Genomic DNA, 16,401 nt, shown 5'->3' with positions numbered 1-16,401 from the left:
ACTAAAGTGAAAAAAATTTTACTATCGTTGAATAGCTTATCACTTACGCCAATATTTATAGAAAAAAAACTCTGCCATATCAAAGTCGATTTGATTATCAATATCGATCGAATATTCATTAGGCATCTTATAAGCATATGTGTCTTCTCGATATCCAATATCACCGGAGGCTAACACAGCATGAGCGTCAAAAACGTAAATAGCACCATTCAAACGAAAGGATTCACCAAGATCTTGAGAGCGACTTCCTTCTGTTGAGCGGATAAAGTTCTTCATTGAATTATTTTCAGGCAATTTGTTCATCCATTGGGGTGGATGTTCACAAGGTGTCACTGAGATAATTGAAAATGCAGATCTTTCGTTTAGTAATTCTATCGCCTCATCGATATGAAGAGCAGTGCGAAATGGGGATGTAGGTTGAAGTAAAATAACAATGTCTGAACCTTTACCATACTTCTCAAGCGTATAAAGCAACACACTTTTAGTCGTAGCTATATCCGTCGATAATTCCTCCGGTCTTAGTTCAGGTACAGTCACACCCCACTGCCCAGCAACATCTGCTATTTCTTGATCATCAGTGCTGATGAAAATATCATCAATATAACAACTATTTTGCGCCGCTTCTATAGTCCACCCAATAAGCGGCTTTGACCCTAAAGGAAGTATGTTTTTTCTTGGAAGCCTTTTGCTTCCACCTCTTGCGGGAATTATCGCGAGAACTTTCTTTCCGTTAATCATTATTCTAACCCTAAAGACAGTATATCCATCTGCGCACGATTAAAGTCATCCATACGGCCTATATCTAGCCAGTACTCATGAATAGGGAACATTAGAATTTTTCCTCTCTCTTTCATGTGCTGCTCCAACAAAGTCGGCATATCAATATTGTGATTTTTGGGAACGGAATTTATAACTCTAGGAGATACTACATAAATTCCAGCATTCACGAAAAAACGTTGTATTGGCTTTTCGACCATACTCGTTATTTTGTTCCCTTCTCCATTAATCACCCCGTAAGGGATTTGATAGTCGTATTCACGGACACACATCGTCGCGTCAGCATTATTGTCTATATGAAACTCTAACAAACGTTGAAAGTCTACCTTAGTTAAAACATCGCCATTAATCATAATGAGAGGTAAATCTTTAGGGAGATCATCAGGTAATAAACCTAATGCGCCACCTGTTCCTAGCGGTTCATTTTCATGGACGTAGGTGATGTTAATTCCTAAATCGCTCCCATCGCCAAAGTGATTTTCAATTTTCTCGGGCATATAATGCGTAGAGATATAAAAGTTAACGAAGCCCGACTTAGTAAAGCTTCGTATCACCGTTTCTAGAATAGGCTTATCACCGATTTTTAACATCGGCTTAGGGCAATTGTCTGTAAGAGGCTTCAAACGAGTGCCAAAACCTCCAGCCATAATAAATACTGGGTTTTGATATTTGGGTTTGCTGAGAACTCCTTGTAATGTCTCGAGCCCTACAACTTGACCTTCTTTTATCAATGGGATAGAGAGAATTCCCTTTGATTCCATTAAATCAATTAGTTCGTCTCTTCTTGCTCCTACATTTGCAACCGTTGGATTTGTATTCATAACCATTGCAATAGGGTCAGTTAGAGATAGCTTATTTAATAGCCCTCTCCGGATATCACCATCAGTAACTAGTCCAACTAAATGCTTGCTTTTGTCTACGACTAACGCAACTCGTAAAGCCTCTTTATTTATAATATCTAAAGCTTCTAAAATTGTTGAAGAAGGCTCTAATAAGACATTTTTCCACTCATGGCTCATAGACAATCACCATTATACTTATCATATCTACAGAATTTCACTGGTTTTGTTTCTTGTGCAAATACTCGAGTTTCTTCAGATTGCGTTTTCACAAACCCCAAAGCCTCAACTGATTTGATTGAAGGAACGTTAGAAATAGCAATCCAAGCGAATACTTTAATGCTCTCACCTTCCATTTTTGACAACCATTTTTGGATCATAATCTTGGCTAGCCCATGACCGCTCTTTTTTTCGGATATGCCATATGATATTTCAACTTCGTTAGAAGATTCTTTATGGTCGATGTACAAATAACCGACTGCAATATCACCCTCAAGTAACAGGTAGAACTTTCTCGTAGGACTTTCAATTGCAGCATGAAAGTGTTTCTCTAAATTTTCTCGTTTCGGTGCTTGAACAAAACCAGACCAATAGATGTTTCCAGGTTCACTTTTCAATTGTAAAAAGTCATCGAAATGATCGTAGTCGGCAAGTTTCAACTTTAAACTTGATTTCTTCACTTATCTAACTCCTTTATCAAATCACATATCCGCTTGATGTCTTCCGTCGTATAACGATTATCTAACGGTAATGACAGAATAGTGTCACACAGAGAACTCGATGCTTGCCTGATTTTAGGCCAATGAACAGCCAAAAAGATAGAATGCCCCATTAATGCCTTTCGAACTCTATCGCGATTCACTAATGATAAAGGTAAGAAAGACGGAAAGTTTGAATTAATATCTATGAACTGCTCTGAATCGAGCGTTGCTTTAGCAACTTTCAAGTTCTCAACTCGGACTTTCTGCTCATTTCGGTAATTTAGCGAAAACTGACAAGCTAAGAATACACTTCTGTCTTCTGGCTCATACACTCCAGAGCATTCATCAAGCAAGCTCTCTGCATGGGAAAAGAGTGATAGGTAATCACTCTCTTTCCCCACCGAAGCATTAAGGTATTGATATTTAGCAGATTTCGCTTTGTACTTAAGAGTGGAAAAATTAGGTAGTCGCTCTTTGCGTGGCTCAGTTAACGGTATACTTGACACTAACTGGCTAAAGTCCGCTACCGCTGTAATTTTTCTTAAACTATTGAAGTAGCACCATGGCACTTCAGCAGGAATTTTAGGCGCTTCAATACCAAACACGTCATCAATAATGAGCGGTGTATCCGTGTTTTTAATTAGCTTGTCGAAGGAGTGACTCTCGTGGCCAAAATATTTCACGAGATATATAGCACTGATGCTTCCTAGTTCGTTGGGGAGTTCAAATTCAAAGTCTTCTCGAACCTGATAAAACTGTACCTCAATATCAAACTCAAGTAAGACATCAATAACTATCTGACACACGAAGTCCGGAACAAGAACCTTCTTGCACTGAAGAGACATAGAGCGAATAACCCACCTTAATGATGAGCGTCCACTATTAGTTACACCATAGAAAAGACCTTCATTCTCAAGTTCTTGCTCTCCGCCGACCATTTTAGTTTCAGTACTTAACATCATAGAATTGCTTTGTTTTTAAACTGCTTAGTTCAACGGTTTTAAGAGTTTGCACAACTTTCTCAGAGCTGTTACCACGCCCGTAAGGATTCACGATATGCTTTAAAGATGCCATAAATTCAGGAGTATAAACCTCAGCTAATGCCGAAGTGAGATCAGCCTTGTTTACACTCACATCGATCGTGCTATTCGCCCTCACACGCCCTTTTTGACGGTTACCAATATTAATAGTCGCAAGTTTGAACGACGGCGCTTCCACAATACCACTCGAAGAGTTTCCTACTACAGCATCCATATACTGCAACGCTGACAAATAACGAAGTTGTCCTAGAGAGGTAAATGCAATCGCTTTCTCAGTATTTTCTGCGACATATTCATCTATCATCTTATTTATCAATCGACCACCTACGTCAGCATTCGCCTTAGTGAAGATGACTAGCGTATGTTCCAAAGTGTCTAATGCACTAAGGATCTCTCGAAAGTCTCTTTCGACTTCTGCGATATCTTGTGTAGTTTCAGGGTGATAAGTAAAAAGTACATTCCGCTCTTTTAATTTACAAGATATGGAGTTTTCAAACTCATCTTTCGACATCAACTGCATGCGAAGTAAGTTATCAAGGCCGACTTCCCCAACTGTGAATACACGTTCTGGCAGCTCACCCATCTGAATCACTCGCTTGGAATACTCATCCATAGCAGTAAAGTGTAGTTGGGATAACTTAGTAATGGCATGACGAATTAATTCATCGATTGCACCTTCTGTAAGCTCTCCACCACTCAAGTGCGCTACTGGAATACGAGCAATATTTGCTGCGGAAACGATAGGGAGCAGTTCATAACGGTCCCCTAATACGACAACAATATCAGGCTTTAACTCATCAAATGCCTCTGAAAAGCTGATTTGCGCAAGGCCCATACTCTTACTTACTCCAACCGGAGTATCTGAGGAAAGAAGAATTTCTACTCTCTTATTTACGACAAATCCATCATCGAGAATTTGCTGATTCGTTAAACCAAACTCTGGAGATAAATGACTGCCTGTAGATATAACTTGAAGCTCAAGTGCTGAATCATTTTGAATATCTTCCAGTAAGCACTTTAACAAGCCGTATTCAGCTCTTGTCGCCGTGACCACACATATCTTGCGCATTAGATCAGATCTCCAACTTCGTAATCTTTCTTCGCTATTGAATCAACGATTTCATCCCATCGAGTTGGAGAAATACCGTTACCTGGGCGCTTGATTTCAAGCATTTCTGCAGAGATTACTTGTCCAGCTGAAATCGCCTTGCTTGCAATAATGCTCTTTCTTACAATATCGCGGTTCGCTTTTTCCGTTTTGGTTGGCACTTTCCAACCTGATCCCATCGCTTTTTCTATGTTGCGAATAGCGGTTACCATATCCGACAGCTCATGAGGTTCTAAACTTGCTTTGTGGTCTGGACCTTCCATTTTGTTATCTAGAGTAAAATGCTTCTCGATAACTTTTGCCCCAATGGCCACTGCAGCAATTGGGATTTCAATACCTAACGTATGATCTGAGTACCCAACGGTAACGCCAGGGAATGCTTTTTGAATCGTTAACATTGCTGTTAGGTTTACGTCTTCTGGTGATGTCGGGTAGTCTGTAGTGGCGTGCAGAACAGTAATTTCTTCAAGTGACAAGCCCGCATCAACAAGCGTAGTTATGGCATGTTCAACTTCGAATAAGTAACCCATCCCTGTAGAGATAATAACGGGCTTTTTAAAACCAGCAATATGACGTAGGAACGGCGTATTAGTTAACTCCCCAGAGCCAATTTTGAAGACGCCTTGTAGTTCGTCAAGGAACGTTGCACTCTGTTCTTCATCAGGTGTCGACATAAAAGTGATCGCTTTCGCGTCACAGTATGCTTTTAAGTCAGCAAAATCATCGTAGGTCAATTCAAGACGTTTCAGCATTTCAAACTGAGTTTCTTCTCGCTGAGTGTTCTCCACCTGATACTCAGCCATTTGAGCATCTTCAGTGACGAGTAACTCCGTTTTCCAAGTTTGGAATTTTACAGCATCAACCCCAGCCTCTACCGCCGCATCAATCAATTTCTTAGCTAGACCAATGTCGCCATTATGGTTGACACCTGCTTCTGCGATAATAAAAGTTTTGTTTGTCATAGTTACCTCTAAGCTCGGTATAACTGGAATAGTTTCGGAGTAGTAGAATCTTTACTTTGGTCAATCCATATTTGATTCAACATTTGGCGCTTTTCGGGCAAAAAATCCAGCCCTGCAATATAAAATGGTATCGTTAAAGGAGAGAATTTCGACTTAAATTTGAACAAACTGTCGTCAGGAGAAGATGTTCGACCTCCTCCTAACATCATGTAACGACAACCTTGGCTTTTAGCATGCTCAAAAGCGGCATCAAGTAGCAAATAATTGCCATTTTCCTTAGCGATATCCTGATTATTAGCAGATAAGTGGTAGTGCGCGAGTTCTTTACCACACATGAAAAAGCCAACTGAAGCGTATGTACTTTCTTTCTTTGTGGCGAGTAAAGACACACCATCTAAAGCATTCAAATCATTGAAGTAATTTTCTTGGAAGTAAAAAAAGTCACTGGCTGAGTTTTTCTTCATTGTTTCGTAGTACATCTCCATAAAATCAGAGAGTTGTACTGATGTTGCATCGACAGATAAGTTTTTCTCAGCTCTCTTAACGATGTTTCTTGTTGTTTTTGAATATGATTTTCGGCGCTCTTCTGTATTCTTTTCTAGGTCAACAATAACGACTTGGCGCTCAGGGAAATGCATGTCAAATAACGACGGCATTTCACCGATAGTATTAAAAGGGTGAAAACGGATGAACTCGCACACAATGTTCTGAGCTTTACAATGCTCTCTGTAGGCACTAAATGCACGCTGCAAAAATAACATATCTGAAGAGTTAGAAATTGGACCTCCGTAACCGTAAGGTGTTTCTAAGTCATACAACTCTTCAGCGATATCTCGCCCAGCAACACTTCGGATTGGACGTTTTAAAGCACTAAACCGAACATAAGAGCTACCCTCATCATACTGAAATTCAAAATGTTCACCATCGCCTTCATATAGCGCAGAGTATTCTCGCTGGTAGTATATGTCTGACTGCAAATCTGTAATGGTAATATTCGTCATTATTCAGCTCTAAGAATTGGAGTACTAGGTAAATTAACCAAATGCGCTTCAATAAACTCAGATTGAGTTAGATCGCCACACATGGCATTTTCAAACATTGGTAAACGATGCATTAACTTCCAGATTGGGCGAGTCATGACACCAGCAGCATTCGTCTCCTGCAGTATATGTTCACGAAGTTCAACATCAGGACAAATAATGGCATTCAACCAATAGTTGGATTTAGCGTACTTGGGTTCGACAACAAACTTAATGTCAGTCCCTTCAAACAGACTTATATATTGATTAGCAAGACTGCGTTTTTGAATAAGGTATTGCTCAATAACTTCCATCTGTGCGCAACCCAATGCCGCGTTTAGATTAGGCATACGATAGTTAAAGCCAGGTTCATCATGGAAAAACTCGTAAGGGTGAGGCACTTTCGCTGTCGTAGTAACATGCTTGGTTCGTGCTCCTAGCTTTTCGGTTTTACATAAGACCATACCACCACCACCAGTGGTGATGATTTTATTGCCGTTGAAGCTAACCGCACTCACGTCACCTATCGTACCAGTGTGCTTACCCTTATAAAAAGAACCTAGGCTTTCTGCAGCATCTTCAACTAAAACAAGGTTCCATTTGAGGCAAACTGTAACTAGTTCATCGAGCTCTACAGGATGACCAAACGTATGCATAGGGACAACGGCTTTAATTCGTTTACCTGTATTCTTGTGAATACACCCCGCCTCAGTCACTTCAGCGTGCTCATTTAAGAATGCATCCACGGCTTTAGGACATAGGCCTAAACTCACAGGAGAAACATCCACAAAAACCGGCTCAGCTCCCATATGATAAAGGGCGTTACAAGTTGCAACGAAAGTCAGAGCTTGTGTAATCACAAGATCCCCTCGTTGAACATCAGCCATATACAAAGCCGCATGCAATGCCGCAGTACCATTCACTGTCGCTACTGCTTTAGCGGTGCCTGTATACGCTTCGATCTTGCGCTCAAAATCATCAACAAACTTGCCAACGCTAGAAACAAAGGTACTGTCAATCGTTTCCGTTACGTAGGCTTTTTCGTTGCCATTAAACGTTGGTGCGTGCAGCGGAATGAATTCGTCCGTTTTGTAGGTATCTCTAACAAATTCAACAATAGATGTCGCTTTCATAACTTACTCCGCTTACATCTTACTATCGAGGTATTTACCTGTTTCTTTATGCCCAAAATCAGGAATCATTGTAAAAAACAGTTTTACAATTTGATCTTTAGTCCAAGCTTGCTCGCCTTTCATTTCTGAAATGCTATTTTCAAACAAAGTCAGTAGCTTTTGCTCATAAAGAGGAGCATTTTTAATGATGCCAAGATTTGCAAATCGAGACATGTCCAACTCTTCTTTGTCCGTGAAGAACTCTTCAAAGTCTTTCTCACCCGTAGTATCACTCGCAGTGAACAAGCATGGCCATTTTCCTTGTTCAGGCAGTGTATGAACCAATTGGCGAGCTTCTTCTTCTGTGTCACACAGATGAGGCTCATAGCCAAGTTGCTCTAAGTACTTCACGGCAATATCAGCAAACGAAATAAGGTGAAGAGCTTCGCTTAACTTAGGAAAAAAAATGTCACGATTCTCACCAAAAATACATGACATTAGACAAAGCTCACCTGACTCTTGAGGTGTCACGAAGTAACGCTTGATATCGTTTGGAGCCACAATAGGTTGGCGTTTTTGAATGCGTTGGTTGAACCCGTGTAACAATGAACCATCAGAAAATGCAACATTCGCAAAGCGGGCTGTAGATATAGCCATTTGTTCACTTTTTCGCATTAGGAACATTTCCATAATACGTTTAGAAGCGCCCATCATATTGACCGGGTTTGCCGCTTTATCTGTCGATACACAGAAGTATTTCTTAGCGCCAGCATCTATAGATTGTTGAATGGTTTTATCGGTATTAAAGACGTTTACATCGATCATTCGCATCAATGTATAAGGATCTTTCTCACTTCTAACATGCTTAAGTGCGGATAAGTTCAACACATAATCGAATTTGCCGTCAGCCTTAATGAACGCATCGTACTCCAAAGAGCCTATGTCTAAAGCAAATGTTTGAAAATCCCCATCGATGTACCCAAATGAACTGCGAATATCTCTAACTAATTCAACCATGTTGTTTTCACTGATATCCACAACATGCAACTTCTTAGGGTTACGTTTAAAGATTTCTTTGGTTACGGCTTGACCAATCGAGCCAGCACCGCCTAAAACTAAGAATCGCGATTCCGAAACAATACGCGATAATTCGACTTCTTGATTTTCGATGTCTTGTGTAAATAATGCATCGGTACGACCGATTAAGGGTAAAATTGAGTTCATTACCAAATCCCCTTGGTGTCAACTAAATACGGTGAATTCAATGACTCAACTTTAAATTCTTTGTGGTCTACTAGCATTACGTGAATATCCGCATTTATCTTTGCCTCTTCAAACCCCTGAAGCTCAACTTGCTCTAGTGTGCTAGGTAATTCATGAATGTTCGGTTCAACAGCAATAACACGACCGGTATGCAAAGAAGATATTTCTTTCACTATTTGCATCGCAGGGCTCTCACGTAAATCATCGATATCAGGTTTAAAAGCTAAGCCATAGCACGCAATCGTAATATCTTTTGCTGTCTTTTCAGAGTTTTCTTGTAGACAATCTGCAATTGCCATTTTAGTTTTACCGACAACCCAACCAGGTTTGCTGTCATTAACTTTGCGTGCCGTATGAATCATCTGAGCTTCAACTGGCGTCTTTGAAACGATAAACCAAGGATCAACGGCAATACAGTGACCACCAACACCAGGACCTGGCTGGAGAATATTCACACGAGGGTGACGATTTGCCAATGCAATCAATTCCCAAACATTTATATCTAATTTATCACAGATAACTGAAAGCTCGTTTGCAAACGCAATTTGAACATCACGAGAGCTGTTCTCCGTAAGTTTCGCCATTTCTGCCGTTCGAGCATTAGTGATGACACATTCACCTTGGACAAATGTTTGATATAACTCTACGGAGCGTCGTGAGCATTTAGGTGTAAGACCGCCAATAACACGATCGTTTTCAACCAACTCACGAACCACATGACCCGGTAATACACGCTCAGGGCAATGTGCAACATTAATATCTGCGTCTTCACCGTGAGTCTGCGGGAAAGTAAGATCAGAGCGAGCTTGAGCTAACCAATCAGCCATTTGTTCCGTTGCGCCAACTGGCGACGTCGACTCCAATATAACTAGGTCACCTTTCTTTAAGACAGGAGCAATAGCTTTACTCGCAGCTTCAATATAAGAAAGATCAGGAGCAGGAACTTCACCTTCTTTACAAGGTAAGAAAGGAGTTGGAACAGCAATTAGGAAGGCATCGGCCGGTTCAGGGGTAATTACCGCTTTTAAGTAGCCCTCGGTTACCGCCGCGTTTACGATCATATCAAGCTCAGGCTCAACGATATGAATTTTTCCTTGATTGATAGTGTCGACAGCATGTTGATTTACATCAACACCAACGACTTGTTTTTTACGTGATGCAAACATTGCTGCCGTTGGCAGACCAATGTAGCCCAAACCTACAACGGATACTGTTTCGAAAGACATATACTTCTCATTAAATTATTTTGCTAGAACATCTAGAATTCGTTGGCACGCTTTACCATCACCATAAGGGTTATGGGCAAAGCTCATCGCTTGATAAGCTTTTTCATCTAATAACAACTCACTCAGATTACTTGTTATTTCATGTACATCAGTACCCACCAACTTAACAGTTCCTGCTTCAACAGCTTCTGGCCTTTCTGTAGTATCACGCATCACTAATACGGGTTTACCCAACGAGGGAGCTTCTTCTTGAATTCCACCTGAGTCAGTTAAAATAATGTGAGAGCGATTCATTAAATAAATGAATGGCAAATACTGTTGAGGTTCAATGAGGTGGATATTGTCAATGCTCGCAAGAATACGGTTAACAGGCTCACGGACATTAGGATTTAAATGCATAGGATAAACAATTTGAACTTCTGGGTGCTTTTGTGCCGTAAAAGCTAAGGCTTCACAAATACGCTCAAAGCCGCCACCGAAACTTTCACGGCGATGACCGGTAACTAGTACTAATTTTTTATCTTCACGAAGGAATGGGAATTGTGCTGACAACTCTATGCTTAAGTTTTGATTTGCGTCTATTTTGTCTTTAACCAACAACAAAGCATCAATTACGGTATTTCCCGTAACCTCAATGCAGTCTGGATTGAAATTTTCTTTTAAAAGGTTTTCTTTTGAGTTTTGTGTTGGAGCGAAATGATACTTAGTTAAGGCACCAGTAAGACGCCGGTTACCTTCTTCCGGCCAAGGAGAGTAAATATTACCCGTTCGAAGACCCGCTTCAACATGACCCACAGCGATTTGTTCGTAATAAGCGGCTAGACTTGCAGCAAAAGTTGTTGCTGTATCACCATGAACTAAAACCACATCAGGTTTAAACTCCTGTAATACTGGCTTAAGTTCCAACAAAATACGTGCCGTCACATCGTTCAACGTTTGACCAGACTTCATTAAATTCAAGTCATAGTCAGGCGTAATTTGAAATAACTCTAACACTTGATCTAGCATTTCACGATGTTGTGCAGTCACACAGCATTTTGCCTCAAAGCGCTCATCAGCTGCTAAAGCATGAACCAAAGGGGCCATTTTGATGGCTTCTGGACGAGTTCCAAAAACCGTAAGAATCCTATTCTTAGCCATAATATTGTATGTCCAACTTTCAATACGTTAATTTTCGCCGCGTACTACCCATCCTAGCTAAGAAACGTAGACACATCTTTGAAGCAACATTATGCCTATCACACTCAAGAGCTTGCTTTAGATTATAAAACCAGACCGGTTCTAATCGTTCACCAAATACGTAATAATTAGTTAAAAACTATTTAACCTAAATTGTCTTTCCCCTTTGCGAATCAGTGAAGAAAAGATTCCCACAATTAGGAATCAGCCATCATTTAAAGATAGCTACCGCACTTAGGTTTGGCTCCTAAAGGCAAATATTAACGTAGAATGTAGTGCTCACAAAACGAGAGGTGAAGTCCACTTCAAAATATCGGAATTGTAGCAAATGGCGTACATCTAATCCAACTCTTACTCAGTAGATATCATTATCTGTACTATAAAAAATCAGTCCAAGCTCATATCTTTACGCCGTACGCTAAAATCAATACCACTAAGCTAAAGAGTTAGAAAAAGGTATGGCATTCCGAATATGTTTGCCATAACAGTAAGATTCTGAATCATTTAAATTTATTATTACTTTAGAACACACCAGTATGGCCTGGGCGTTATGATACAAAAGACAAGTTAAAATTGTGCGATCCTATTAAGCTTATCATTACTAGGTTTCTCAAGCCCACAACCTCGGACTTATCACCACAACACCCTTCCTCTGTATTCTCCTACCCTTTCTCGCTATACTCCTGACCTATAGTTTTTCGCCCAATAACGAATAAGAGTTCAAGATATGCAAGAGTTAGTTCCATTTTTTCAAGAGAATATGATTTTAGCCATCGTATGGATCGGCTTGGTTGTTGCCATCATTGCGAGCGTTATCAAAACATCAAACGCGGCCTACAAAGAGGTTACTGCAGCGCAAACCACACAGCTAATTAACCGTGAAAACGGCGTTGTGGTTGATATTCGTACAAAGGATGAATTCAAAAAGGGACATATTACTGACGCACTTCACATTTTGCCGTCAGATATTAAAGCAAATAGCTTTGGTAACCTTGAAAGTCATAAAGCTGACCCAATCATCGTAGTATGCAAGACAGGTCAAACTGCTCAAGAAAGCGCTAACTTACTGGTTAAAGCTGGCTTTGAAAATGTTAGCGTACTGAAAAGTGGCTTAGTGGCTTGGAGCGAAGCTAACTTGCCTTTAGTTAAAGGTAAGAAGTAGTTCAAGGCAAAAACCGTTAACTACAAGAAGTAAGCTGACCTAATTACACGAATATGACTTTAAGGTTTTGTTCGGCTGATATGACGAGCAAAACCTAATTATAAATTTTTAAGGACAAGAAAATGGCTGAAGCAGCACAACAAGACGCACAACAGAACTTTGCAATCCAACGTATTTTCCTAAAAGACGTCTCTTTCGAAGCGCCAAACTCTCCAGACATGTTTCAAAAAGAGTGGAACCCAGATGTAAAACTGGACCTAGACACTCAAAGCCGTGAACTTGGCGAAGGCGTTTACGAAGTCATCCTACGTCTAACAGTTACCGTTAAGAACGCAGAAGACACAGCATTCCTTTGTGAAGTTCAGCAAGGTGGTATCTTCTCTGCAAGCGAAATGGAAGCTGGCCAGCTTGCACATTGCCTAGGCGCTTTCTGCCCGAACATCTTGTTCCCATACGCTCGTGAAACGATTTCTAGCCTAGTGGTTAAAGGTACATTCCCACAACTGAACCTAGCACCAGTCAACTTCGATGCATTGTTCATGAACTACCTACAAAACCAAGCTCAACAAGCTGAAGGCGAACAAGCTTAAGTCTCAAACCAGAACTTAACGCTTATATAGCCACTTTTATTTGAAGCTTGGTTTTTTATTGGGAGCTTAGTTTTGATTAGAAGCTTGGCTTTTATTAGAGAATGAGCTTTTAAATGCACATCGCAGCTTCTGCGATGTGCATTTTTTGTATATTCTCTTGGTAGAGAGCGCTTCCTTTTAGGGGGAGCACCTTTATTAGATAAAGAGCACTCACAGAACTTTTCGATTTCCCTCATTATTTTTAGGTGGAAGCATGACAGAAACAACTCACCCGACTAATACGACCAATGCTTATGGCAAAGAGATTGCTATGACAGTGATTGGCGCAGGTTCTTACGGGACATCTTTAGCGATATCTCTAGCTCGTAACGGTGCCAATGTTGTTCTCTGGGGACATGATCCTGTGCATATGGCACGTCTCGAATTAGAGCGAGCTAACAATGCGTTTCTACCCAATATCGATTTTCCGGAAAGTTTAATCATTGAGTCGGATTTAGAAAAAGCAGTCACTGCAAGCCGTGACCTTCTCATTGTCGTTCCTAGCCATGTGTTTGGTATCGTGCTCAACAACCTGAAGCCGTACTTAACGACGAACTCTCGCATCTGCTGGGCCACCAAAGGTTTGGAGCCAGAGACAGGGCGCCTACTGAAAGATGTCGCACATGATGTTCTGGGTGATGGCTACTCGCTGGCTGTTTTGTCTGGCCCTACTTTTGCTAAAGAACTGGCGATGGGTATGCCCACCGCCATTTCAGTGGCTTCGCCAGATGAAAAGTTCCTAGAAGAGCTGCAAGAGAAGATCCACTGCGGCAAAACATTCCGCGTATACGCAAACTCAGATTTCATCGGCATGCAACTTGGCGGCGCAGTTAAAAATGTCATCGCTATCGGCGCAGGCATGTCAGATGGTATTGGCTTTGGTGCCAATGCACGTACGGCTTTGATAACCCGTGGTTTGGCTGAAATGAGCCGACTAGGCGCCGCACTTGGTGCGCAACCAGAAACCTTTATGGGCATGGCTGGACTGGGCGACTTAGTGCTGACATGTACCGATAACCAATCTCGTAACCGTCGTTTTGGTTTAGCTTTAGGTTCAGGTAAAGACGTCGACACGGCGCAAGAAGAAATCGGCCAAGTGGTCGAAGGTTATCGCAACACCAAAGAAGTTTGGTTACTATCAGAGCGTATGGGCGTTGAGATGCCAATTGTTGAACAAATTTATCAAGTGCTGTATCAAGGGAAAGATGCTCACTTAGCGGCGCAAGACCTACTTGCTCGAGACAAAAAGTCAGAGCGATAACATCGCGTATTCAGTCGTGGAATAAAATAGATAAGATGGATGGAAGAATGAAACACTGTGAACAGCAAAAAGTTTGGCAATGCATCGTGAAGGAAGCTCGCGAGCAATCAGAACAAGAGCCTATGCTAGCGAGTTTTTACCACGCCACAATTATCAATCACGACAGTTTGAGTGCTTCGCTTAGTTATATTCTTGCCAATAAACTCAAAACCGCTTCAATGCCAGCAATGGCTGTGCGCGAAGTGGTTGAACAAGCCTTCGCGGAAGATGCAGACATCATTGACGCCGCCGCTTGTGATATTTGCGCGACGGTCACCCGCGACCCCGCCGTTGAAATGTATTCAATGCCTCTGCTTTATTTAAAAGGGTATCATGCTCTACAAGGCTACCGCGTGGCGAATTGGTTATGGAAACAAGGGCGCATCGCGCTTGCTACTTACTTACAAAACCAAATTTCAGTCGCCTGCCAAGTGGACATTCACCCAGCGGCTCGTATTGGTAAAGCAATCATGCTCGACCACGCTACAGGTATTGTGATTGGTGAAACGGCTGTAGTTGCAAATGATGTGTCGATTCTTCAAGACGTTACATTGGGTGGTACCGGTAAAGAAGGTGGTGATCGTCACCCTAAGATTCGCGAAGGTGTCATGATTGGGGCCGGTGCGAAGATTTTGGGCAACATTGAAGTGGGCGAAGGAGCTAAGATAGGTTCTTGCTCTGTGGTACTTCAAGCCGTGCCTCCCCATACTACCGTTGCTGGTGTTCCAGCCAAGATTGTCGGCAAACCACAAACGGATAAACCGTCTTTGGATATGGACCAAGGGTTTAACGGTCGCTCACAGCATTTTATCTATGGTGATGGGATTTAAGCGCAGTAACGAGATGCGAGTGTCGGGATGAAAAAGGCTTGCTCTGGGAAAGACTCAAAAAACGCGTGCGACCTGATAACTAAAAAAGACACTGAATGACAATAATGAAGAAAAAAATTCTCGCCATTAATACGACTCTTTTGATATCGACCAGCCTTTGTGTTGCTGTTTTATCTTCATCGTCATTTGCCGCATCGCAAGGTGAGCTAAAAGGTGTGTCGAGCGAAATATCTCGTCAACAAAAAGCCCTATCTTCACAGCAAAAAAAACTGGATACGTTGCAAGCCAATCTAAAGAAGCAAGAGCTTGCCATTGCTTCACTTGAAAAAGCGATTTTAGATAGCAAAAAGCAACTCAAGACGGCCAATGCTAACATTGCCAACTTGAACACAAAGATCACAGAACTCACCGCTCAAAAAAAAGTGCAGACAGACAAGTTAGAACAACTGATTCAAACTTACTATATGACAAGTCGAGCGAAAGCCTCTTCTCATATCCTCAATACCGGTGTTGAAGAAGACCGCATTAGCCACTACTACCAACATCTTGCTAAAGCTCGCTCTGCAACGATAAATACGATTGAACACACTCAACGGGAATTAGCAGAAAGCCAGAAACAACGCCAACTTGAGCAAGAACAAATAACAACGCTTTTAAAACAACAAACGACAAAGCGCGATAAGCTGTCACAGACACAAGTTCAACGTAAGAAAACGGTTGGTAATATTAGAAATAATATCTCCGGTGACAAGAGTTATTTAGCGGAACTCCAGCGCAATGAAACTCGCCTCAAAGCCGAGATTGCCAAAGCAGAGAAAGCCGCTCGCGAGAGACAGAACTCTGTCCCTATGGATGGTTTAGCCAAGCGCAAAGGAAAGCTGCCTTGGCCAATAAAAGGGAATGTCCTACATAACTACGGCTCTCGTCAAACTGGCCAAGTAAACTGGAAAGGCATGGTGATCAACGCGAATTACGGTCAGCAAGTAAAGTCGGTTTACTCCGGAACGGTCGTTTTTGCCGAATATTTAAGGGGTTATGGACTGGTTGTATTGCTCGACCACGGTAAAGGCGATATGACGCTCTACGGCTTTAACCAAGCGCTATTGAAAAAAGAAGGTGATAAGGTGAAAGCAGGTGAAGCTATTGCACTTGTCGGTAACACTGGCGGCCAAACCCGTCCATCGCTTTACTTTGAAATCCGTAGAAATAGTAAAGCTCAAAACCCGAAGAGTTGGTTGGTTAGGTAAGAGCAGA

16 protein-coding genes are annotated in these 16,401 nt (G+C 41.5%); 5 read left to right on the top strand and 11 right to left on the bottom strand.

Annotation, left to right across the window (positions count from 1 at the left end; translation table 11 throughout):
* Window positions 1-39 precede the first annotated feature (39 nt).
* From ACED48_RS07305 to wecB, 11 genes are read right to left on the bottom strand one after another with little or no spacing between them, the layout of a single operon-like run.
* Complete coding sequence (locus ACED48_RS07305) at window positions 40-738, bottom strand: cytidylyltransferase domain-containing protein (RefSeq protein ID WP_017055678.1); 699 nt, start codon at window positions 736-738, stop codon at window positions 40-42.
* Entirely contained in the window at window positions 738-1,796 is a 1,059-nt protein-coding gene (locus tag ACED48_RS07300; RefSeq protein ID WP_017055677.1) for a nucleotidyltransferase family protein, read from the bottom strand. Before ACED48_RS07300 ends, ACED48_RS07305 begins: the two co-directional genes overlap by 1 nt.
* Window positions 1,793-2,296, bottom strand: coding sequence for a GNAT family N-acetyltransferase (locus tag ACED48_RS07295; RefSeq protein WP_017055676.1), 504 nt, complete (start codon window positions 2,294-2,296; stop codon window positions 1,793-1,795). Before ACED48_RS07295 ends, ACED48_RS07300 begins: the two co-directional genes overlap by 4 nt.
* Entirely contained in the window at window positions 2,293-3,279 is a 987-nt protein-coding gene (locus ACED48_RS07290; RefSeq protein ID WP_017055675.1) for a pyridoxal phosphate-dependent transferase, read from the bottom strand. The genes ACED48_RS07295 and ACED48_RS07290 overlap by 4 nt, the downstream gene beginning before the upstream one ends.
* The gene (gene neuC, locus ACED48_RS07285) at window positions 3,263-4,426 is read right to left on the bottom strand and encodes a UDP-N-acetylglucosamine 2-epimerase (RefSeq protein ID WP_017055674.1); all 1,164 of its coding nucleotides are present in this window, start codon (window positions 4,424-4,426) and stop codon (window positions 3,263-3,265) included. The genes ACED48_RS07290 and neuC overlap by 17 nt, the downstream gene beginning before the upstream one ends.
* Window positions 4,426-5,427, bottom strand: coding sequence for an N-acetylneuraminate synthase (gene neuB, locus ACED48_RS07280; RefSeq protein WP_017055673.1), 1,002 nt, complete (start codon window positions 5,425-5,427; stop codon window positions 4,426-4,428). Before neuB ends, neuC begins: the two co-directional genes overlap by 1 nt.
* Before the next feature lie 8 nt (window positions 5,428-5,435).
* Window positions 5,436-6,428: a GNAT family N-acetyltransferase gene (locus ACED48_RS07275; protein ID WP_017055672.1), complete on the bottom strand. Its 993-nt coding sequence runs from the start codon at window positions 6,426-6,428 to the stop codon at window positions 5,436-5,438.
* Window positions 6,428-7,579, bottom strand: a complete 1,152-nt coding sequence (locus ACED48_RS07270; RefSeq protein ID WP_017055671.1) for a LegC family aminotransferase — start codon at window positions 7,577-7,579, stop codon at window positions 6,428-6,430. The genes ACED48_RS07275 and ACED48_RS07270 overlap by 1 nt, the downstream gene beginning before the upstream one ends.
* Before the next feature lie 12 nt (window positions 7,580-7,591).
* A complete protein-coding gene (locus tag ACED48_RS07265) occupies window positions 7,592-8,782 on the bottom strand; it encodes a UDP-N-acetylglucosamine 4,6-dehydratase (RefSeq protein ID WP_017055670.1) in 1,191 nt (396 codons plus the stop codon).
* A complete protein-coding gene (wecC, locus tag ACED48_RS07260) occupies window positions 8,782-10,047 on the bottom strand; it encodes a UDP-N-acetyl-D-mannosamine dehydrogenase (RefSeq protein WP_017055669.1) in 1,266 nt (421 codons plus the stop codon). Before wecC ends, ACED48_RS07265 begins: the two co-directional genes overlap by 1 nt.
* Window positions 10,048-10,062: 15 nt before the next feature.
* A complete protein-coding gene (gene wecB / locus ACED48_RS07255) occupies window positions 10,063-11,187 on the bottom strand; it encodes a non-hydrolyzing UDP-N-acetylglucosamine 2-epimerase (RefSeq protein WP_017055668.1) in 1,125 nt (374 codons plus the stop codon).
* Between the two features lie 766 nt (window positions 11,188-11,953).
* On the opposite strand from wecB, the gene ACED48_RS07250 reads away from it, so the two are divergent.
* The 5 genes from ACED48_RS07250 to ACED48_RS07230 all read left to right on the top strand — a co-directional run bounded on the left by ACED48_RS07250 (window position 11,954) and on the right by ACED48_RS07230 (window position 16,394).
* Window positions 11,954-12,388: a rhodanese-like domain-containing protein gene (locus tag ACED48_RS07250; protein ID WP_017055667.1), complete on the top strand. Its 435-nt coding sequence runs from the start codon at window positions 11,954-11,956 to the stop codon at window positions 12,386-12,388.
* Window positions 12,389-12,510: 122 nt separating this feature from the next.
* Entirely contained in the window at window positions 12,511-12,978 is a 468-nt protein-coding gene (gene secB, locus ACED48_RS07245; RefSeq protein WP_009847959.1) for a protein-export chaperone SecB, read from the top strand.
* A gap of 253 nt (window positions 12,979-13,231) precedes the next feature.
* Entirely contained in the window at window positions 13,232-14,278 is a 1,047-nt protein-coding gene (gene gpsA, locus ACED48_RS07240; RefSeq protein WP_017055666.1) for an NAD(P)H-dependent glycerol-3-phosphate dehydrogenase, read from the top strand.
* 47 nt (window positions 14,279-14,325) lie between these two features.
* Window positions 14,326-15,147: a serine O-acetyltransferase gene (gene cysE, locus ACED48_RS07235; protein ID WP_017055665.1), complete on the top strand. Its 822-nt coding sequence runs from the start codon at window positions 14,326-14,328 to the stop codon at window positions 15,145-15,147.
* A gap of 95 nt (window positions 15,148-15,242) precedes the next feature.
* Window positions 15,243-16,394 carry a murein hydrolase activator EnvC gene (locus ACED48_RS07230; RefSeq protein WP_029626886.1) on the top strand — a complete coding sequence of 384 codons (1,152 nt, stop codon included), beginning with the start codon at window positions 15,243-15,245 and terminating at the stop codon, window positions 16,392-16,394.
* The last annotated feature ends 7 nt before the right edge of the window (window positions 16,395-16,401 follow it).

Origin of the sequence: Vibrio sp. 5S239 (assembly GCF_041439575.1) — a bacterium.
Taxonomy (GTDB): Bacteria; Pseudomonadota; Gammaproteobacteria; order Enterobacterales; family Vibrionaceae; genus Vibrio; species Vibrio kanaloae.
This window is presented reverse-complemented; position numbering and strand designations above follow the sequence as displayed.

Bases quoted from the DNA above. Each gene is read 5' to 3' on its own strand.
- ACED48_RS07300 (WP_017055677.1), bottom strand. From the start codon at position 1,796: ATGAGCCATGAGTGGAAAAATGTCTTATTAGAGCCTTCTTCAACAATT.
- neuB (WP_017055673.1), bottom strand. From the start codon at position 5,427: ATGACAAACAAAACTTTTATTATCGCAGAAGCAGGTGTCAACCATAAT.
- ACED48_RS07305 (WP_017055678.1), bottom strand. From the start codon at position 738: ATGATTAACGGAAAGAAAGTTCTCGCGATAATTCCCGCAAGAGGTGGA.
- neuC (WP_017055674.1), bottom strand. From the start codon at position 4,426: ATGCGCAAGATATGTGTGGTCACGGCGACAAGAGCTGAATACGGCTTG.
- secB (WP_009847959.1), top strand. From the start codon at position 12,511: ATGGCTGAAGCAGCACAACAAGACGCACAACAGAACTTTGCAATCCAA.
- ACED48_RS07275 (WP_017055672.1), bottom strand. From the start codon at position 6,428: ATGACGAATATTACCATTACAGATTTGCAGTCAGACATATACTACCAG.
- ACED48_RS07265 (WP_017055670.1), bottom strand. From the start codon at position 8,782: ATGAACTCAATTTTACCCTTAATCGGTCGTACCGATGCATTATTTACA.
- ACED48_RS07230 (WP_029626886.1), top strand. From the start codon at position 15,243: ATGACAATAATGAAGAAAAAAATTCTCGCCATTAATACGACTCTTTTG.
- gpsA (WP_017055666.1), top strand. From the start codon at position 13,232: ATGACAGAAACAACTCACCCGACTAATACGACCAATGCTTATGGCAAA.
- wecC (WP_017055669.1), bottom strand. From the start codon at position 10,047: ATGTCTTTCGAAACAGTATCCGTTGTAGGTTTGGGCTACATTGGTCTG.
- wecB (WP_017055668.1), bottom strand. From the start codon at position 11,187: ATGGCTAAGAATAGGATTCTTACGGTTTTTGGAACTCGTCCAGAAGCC.
- ACED48_RS07250 (WP_017055667.1), top strand. From the start codon at position 11,954: ATGCAAGAGTTAGTTCCATTTTTTCAAGAGAATATGATTTTAGCCATC.
- ACED48_RS07270 (WP_017055671.1), bottom strand. From the start codon at position 7,579: ATGAAAGCGACATCTATTGTTGAATTTGTTAGAGATACCTACAAAACG.
- cysE (WP_017055665.1), top strand. From the start codon at position 14,326: ATGAAACACTGTGAACAGCAAAAAGTTTGGCAATGCATCGTGAAGGAA.
- ACED48_RS07290 (WP_017055675.1), bottom strand. From the start codon at position 3,279: ATGATGTTAAGTACTGAAACTAAAATGGTCGGCGGAGAGCAAGAACTT.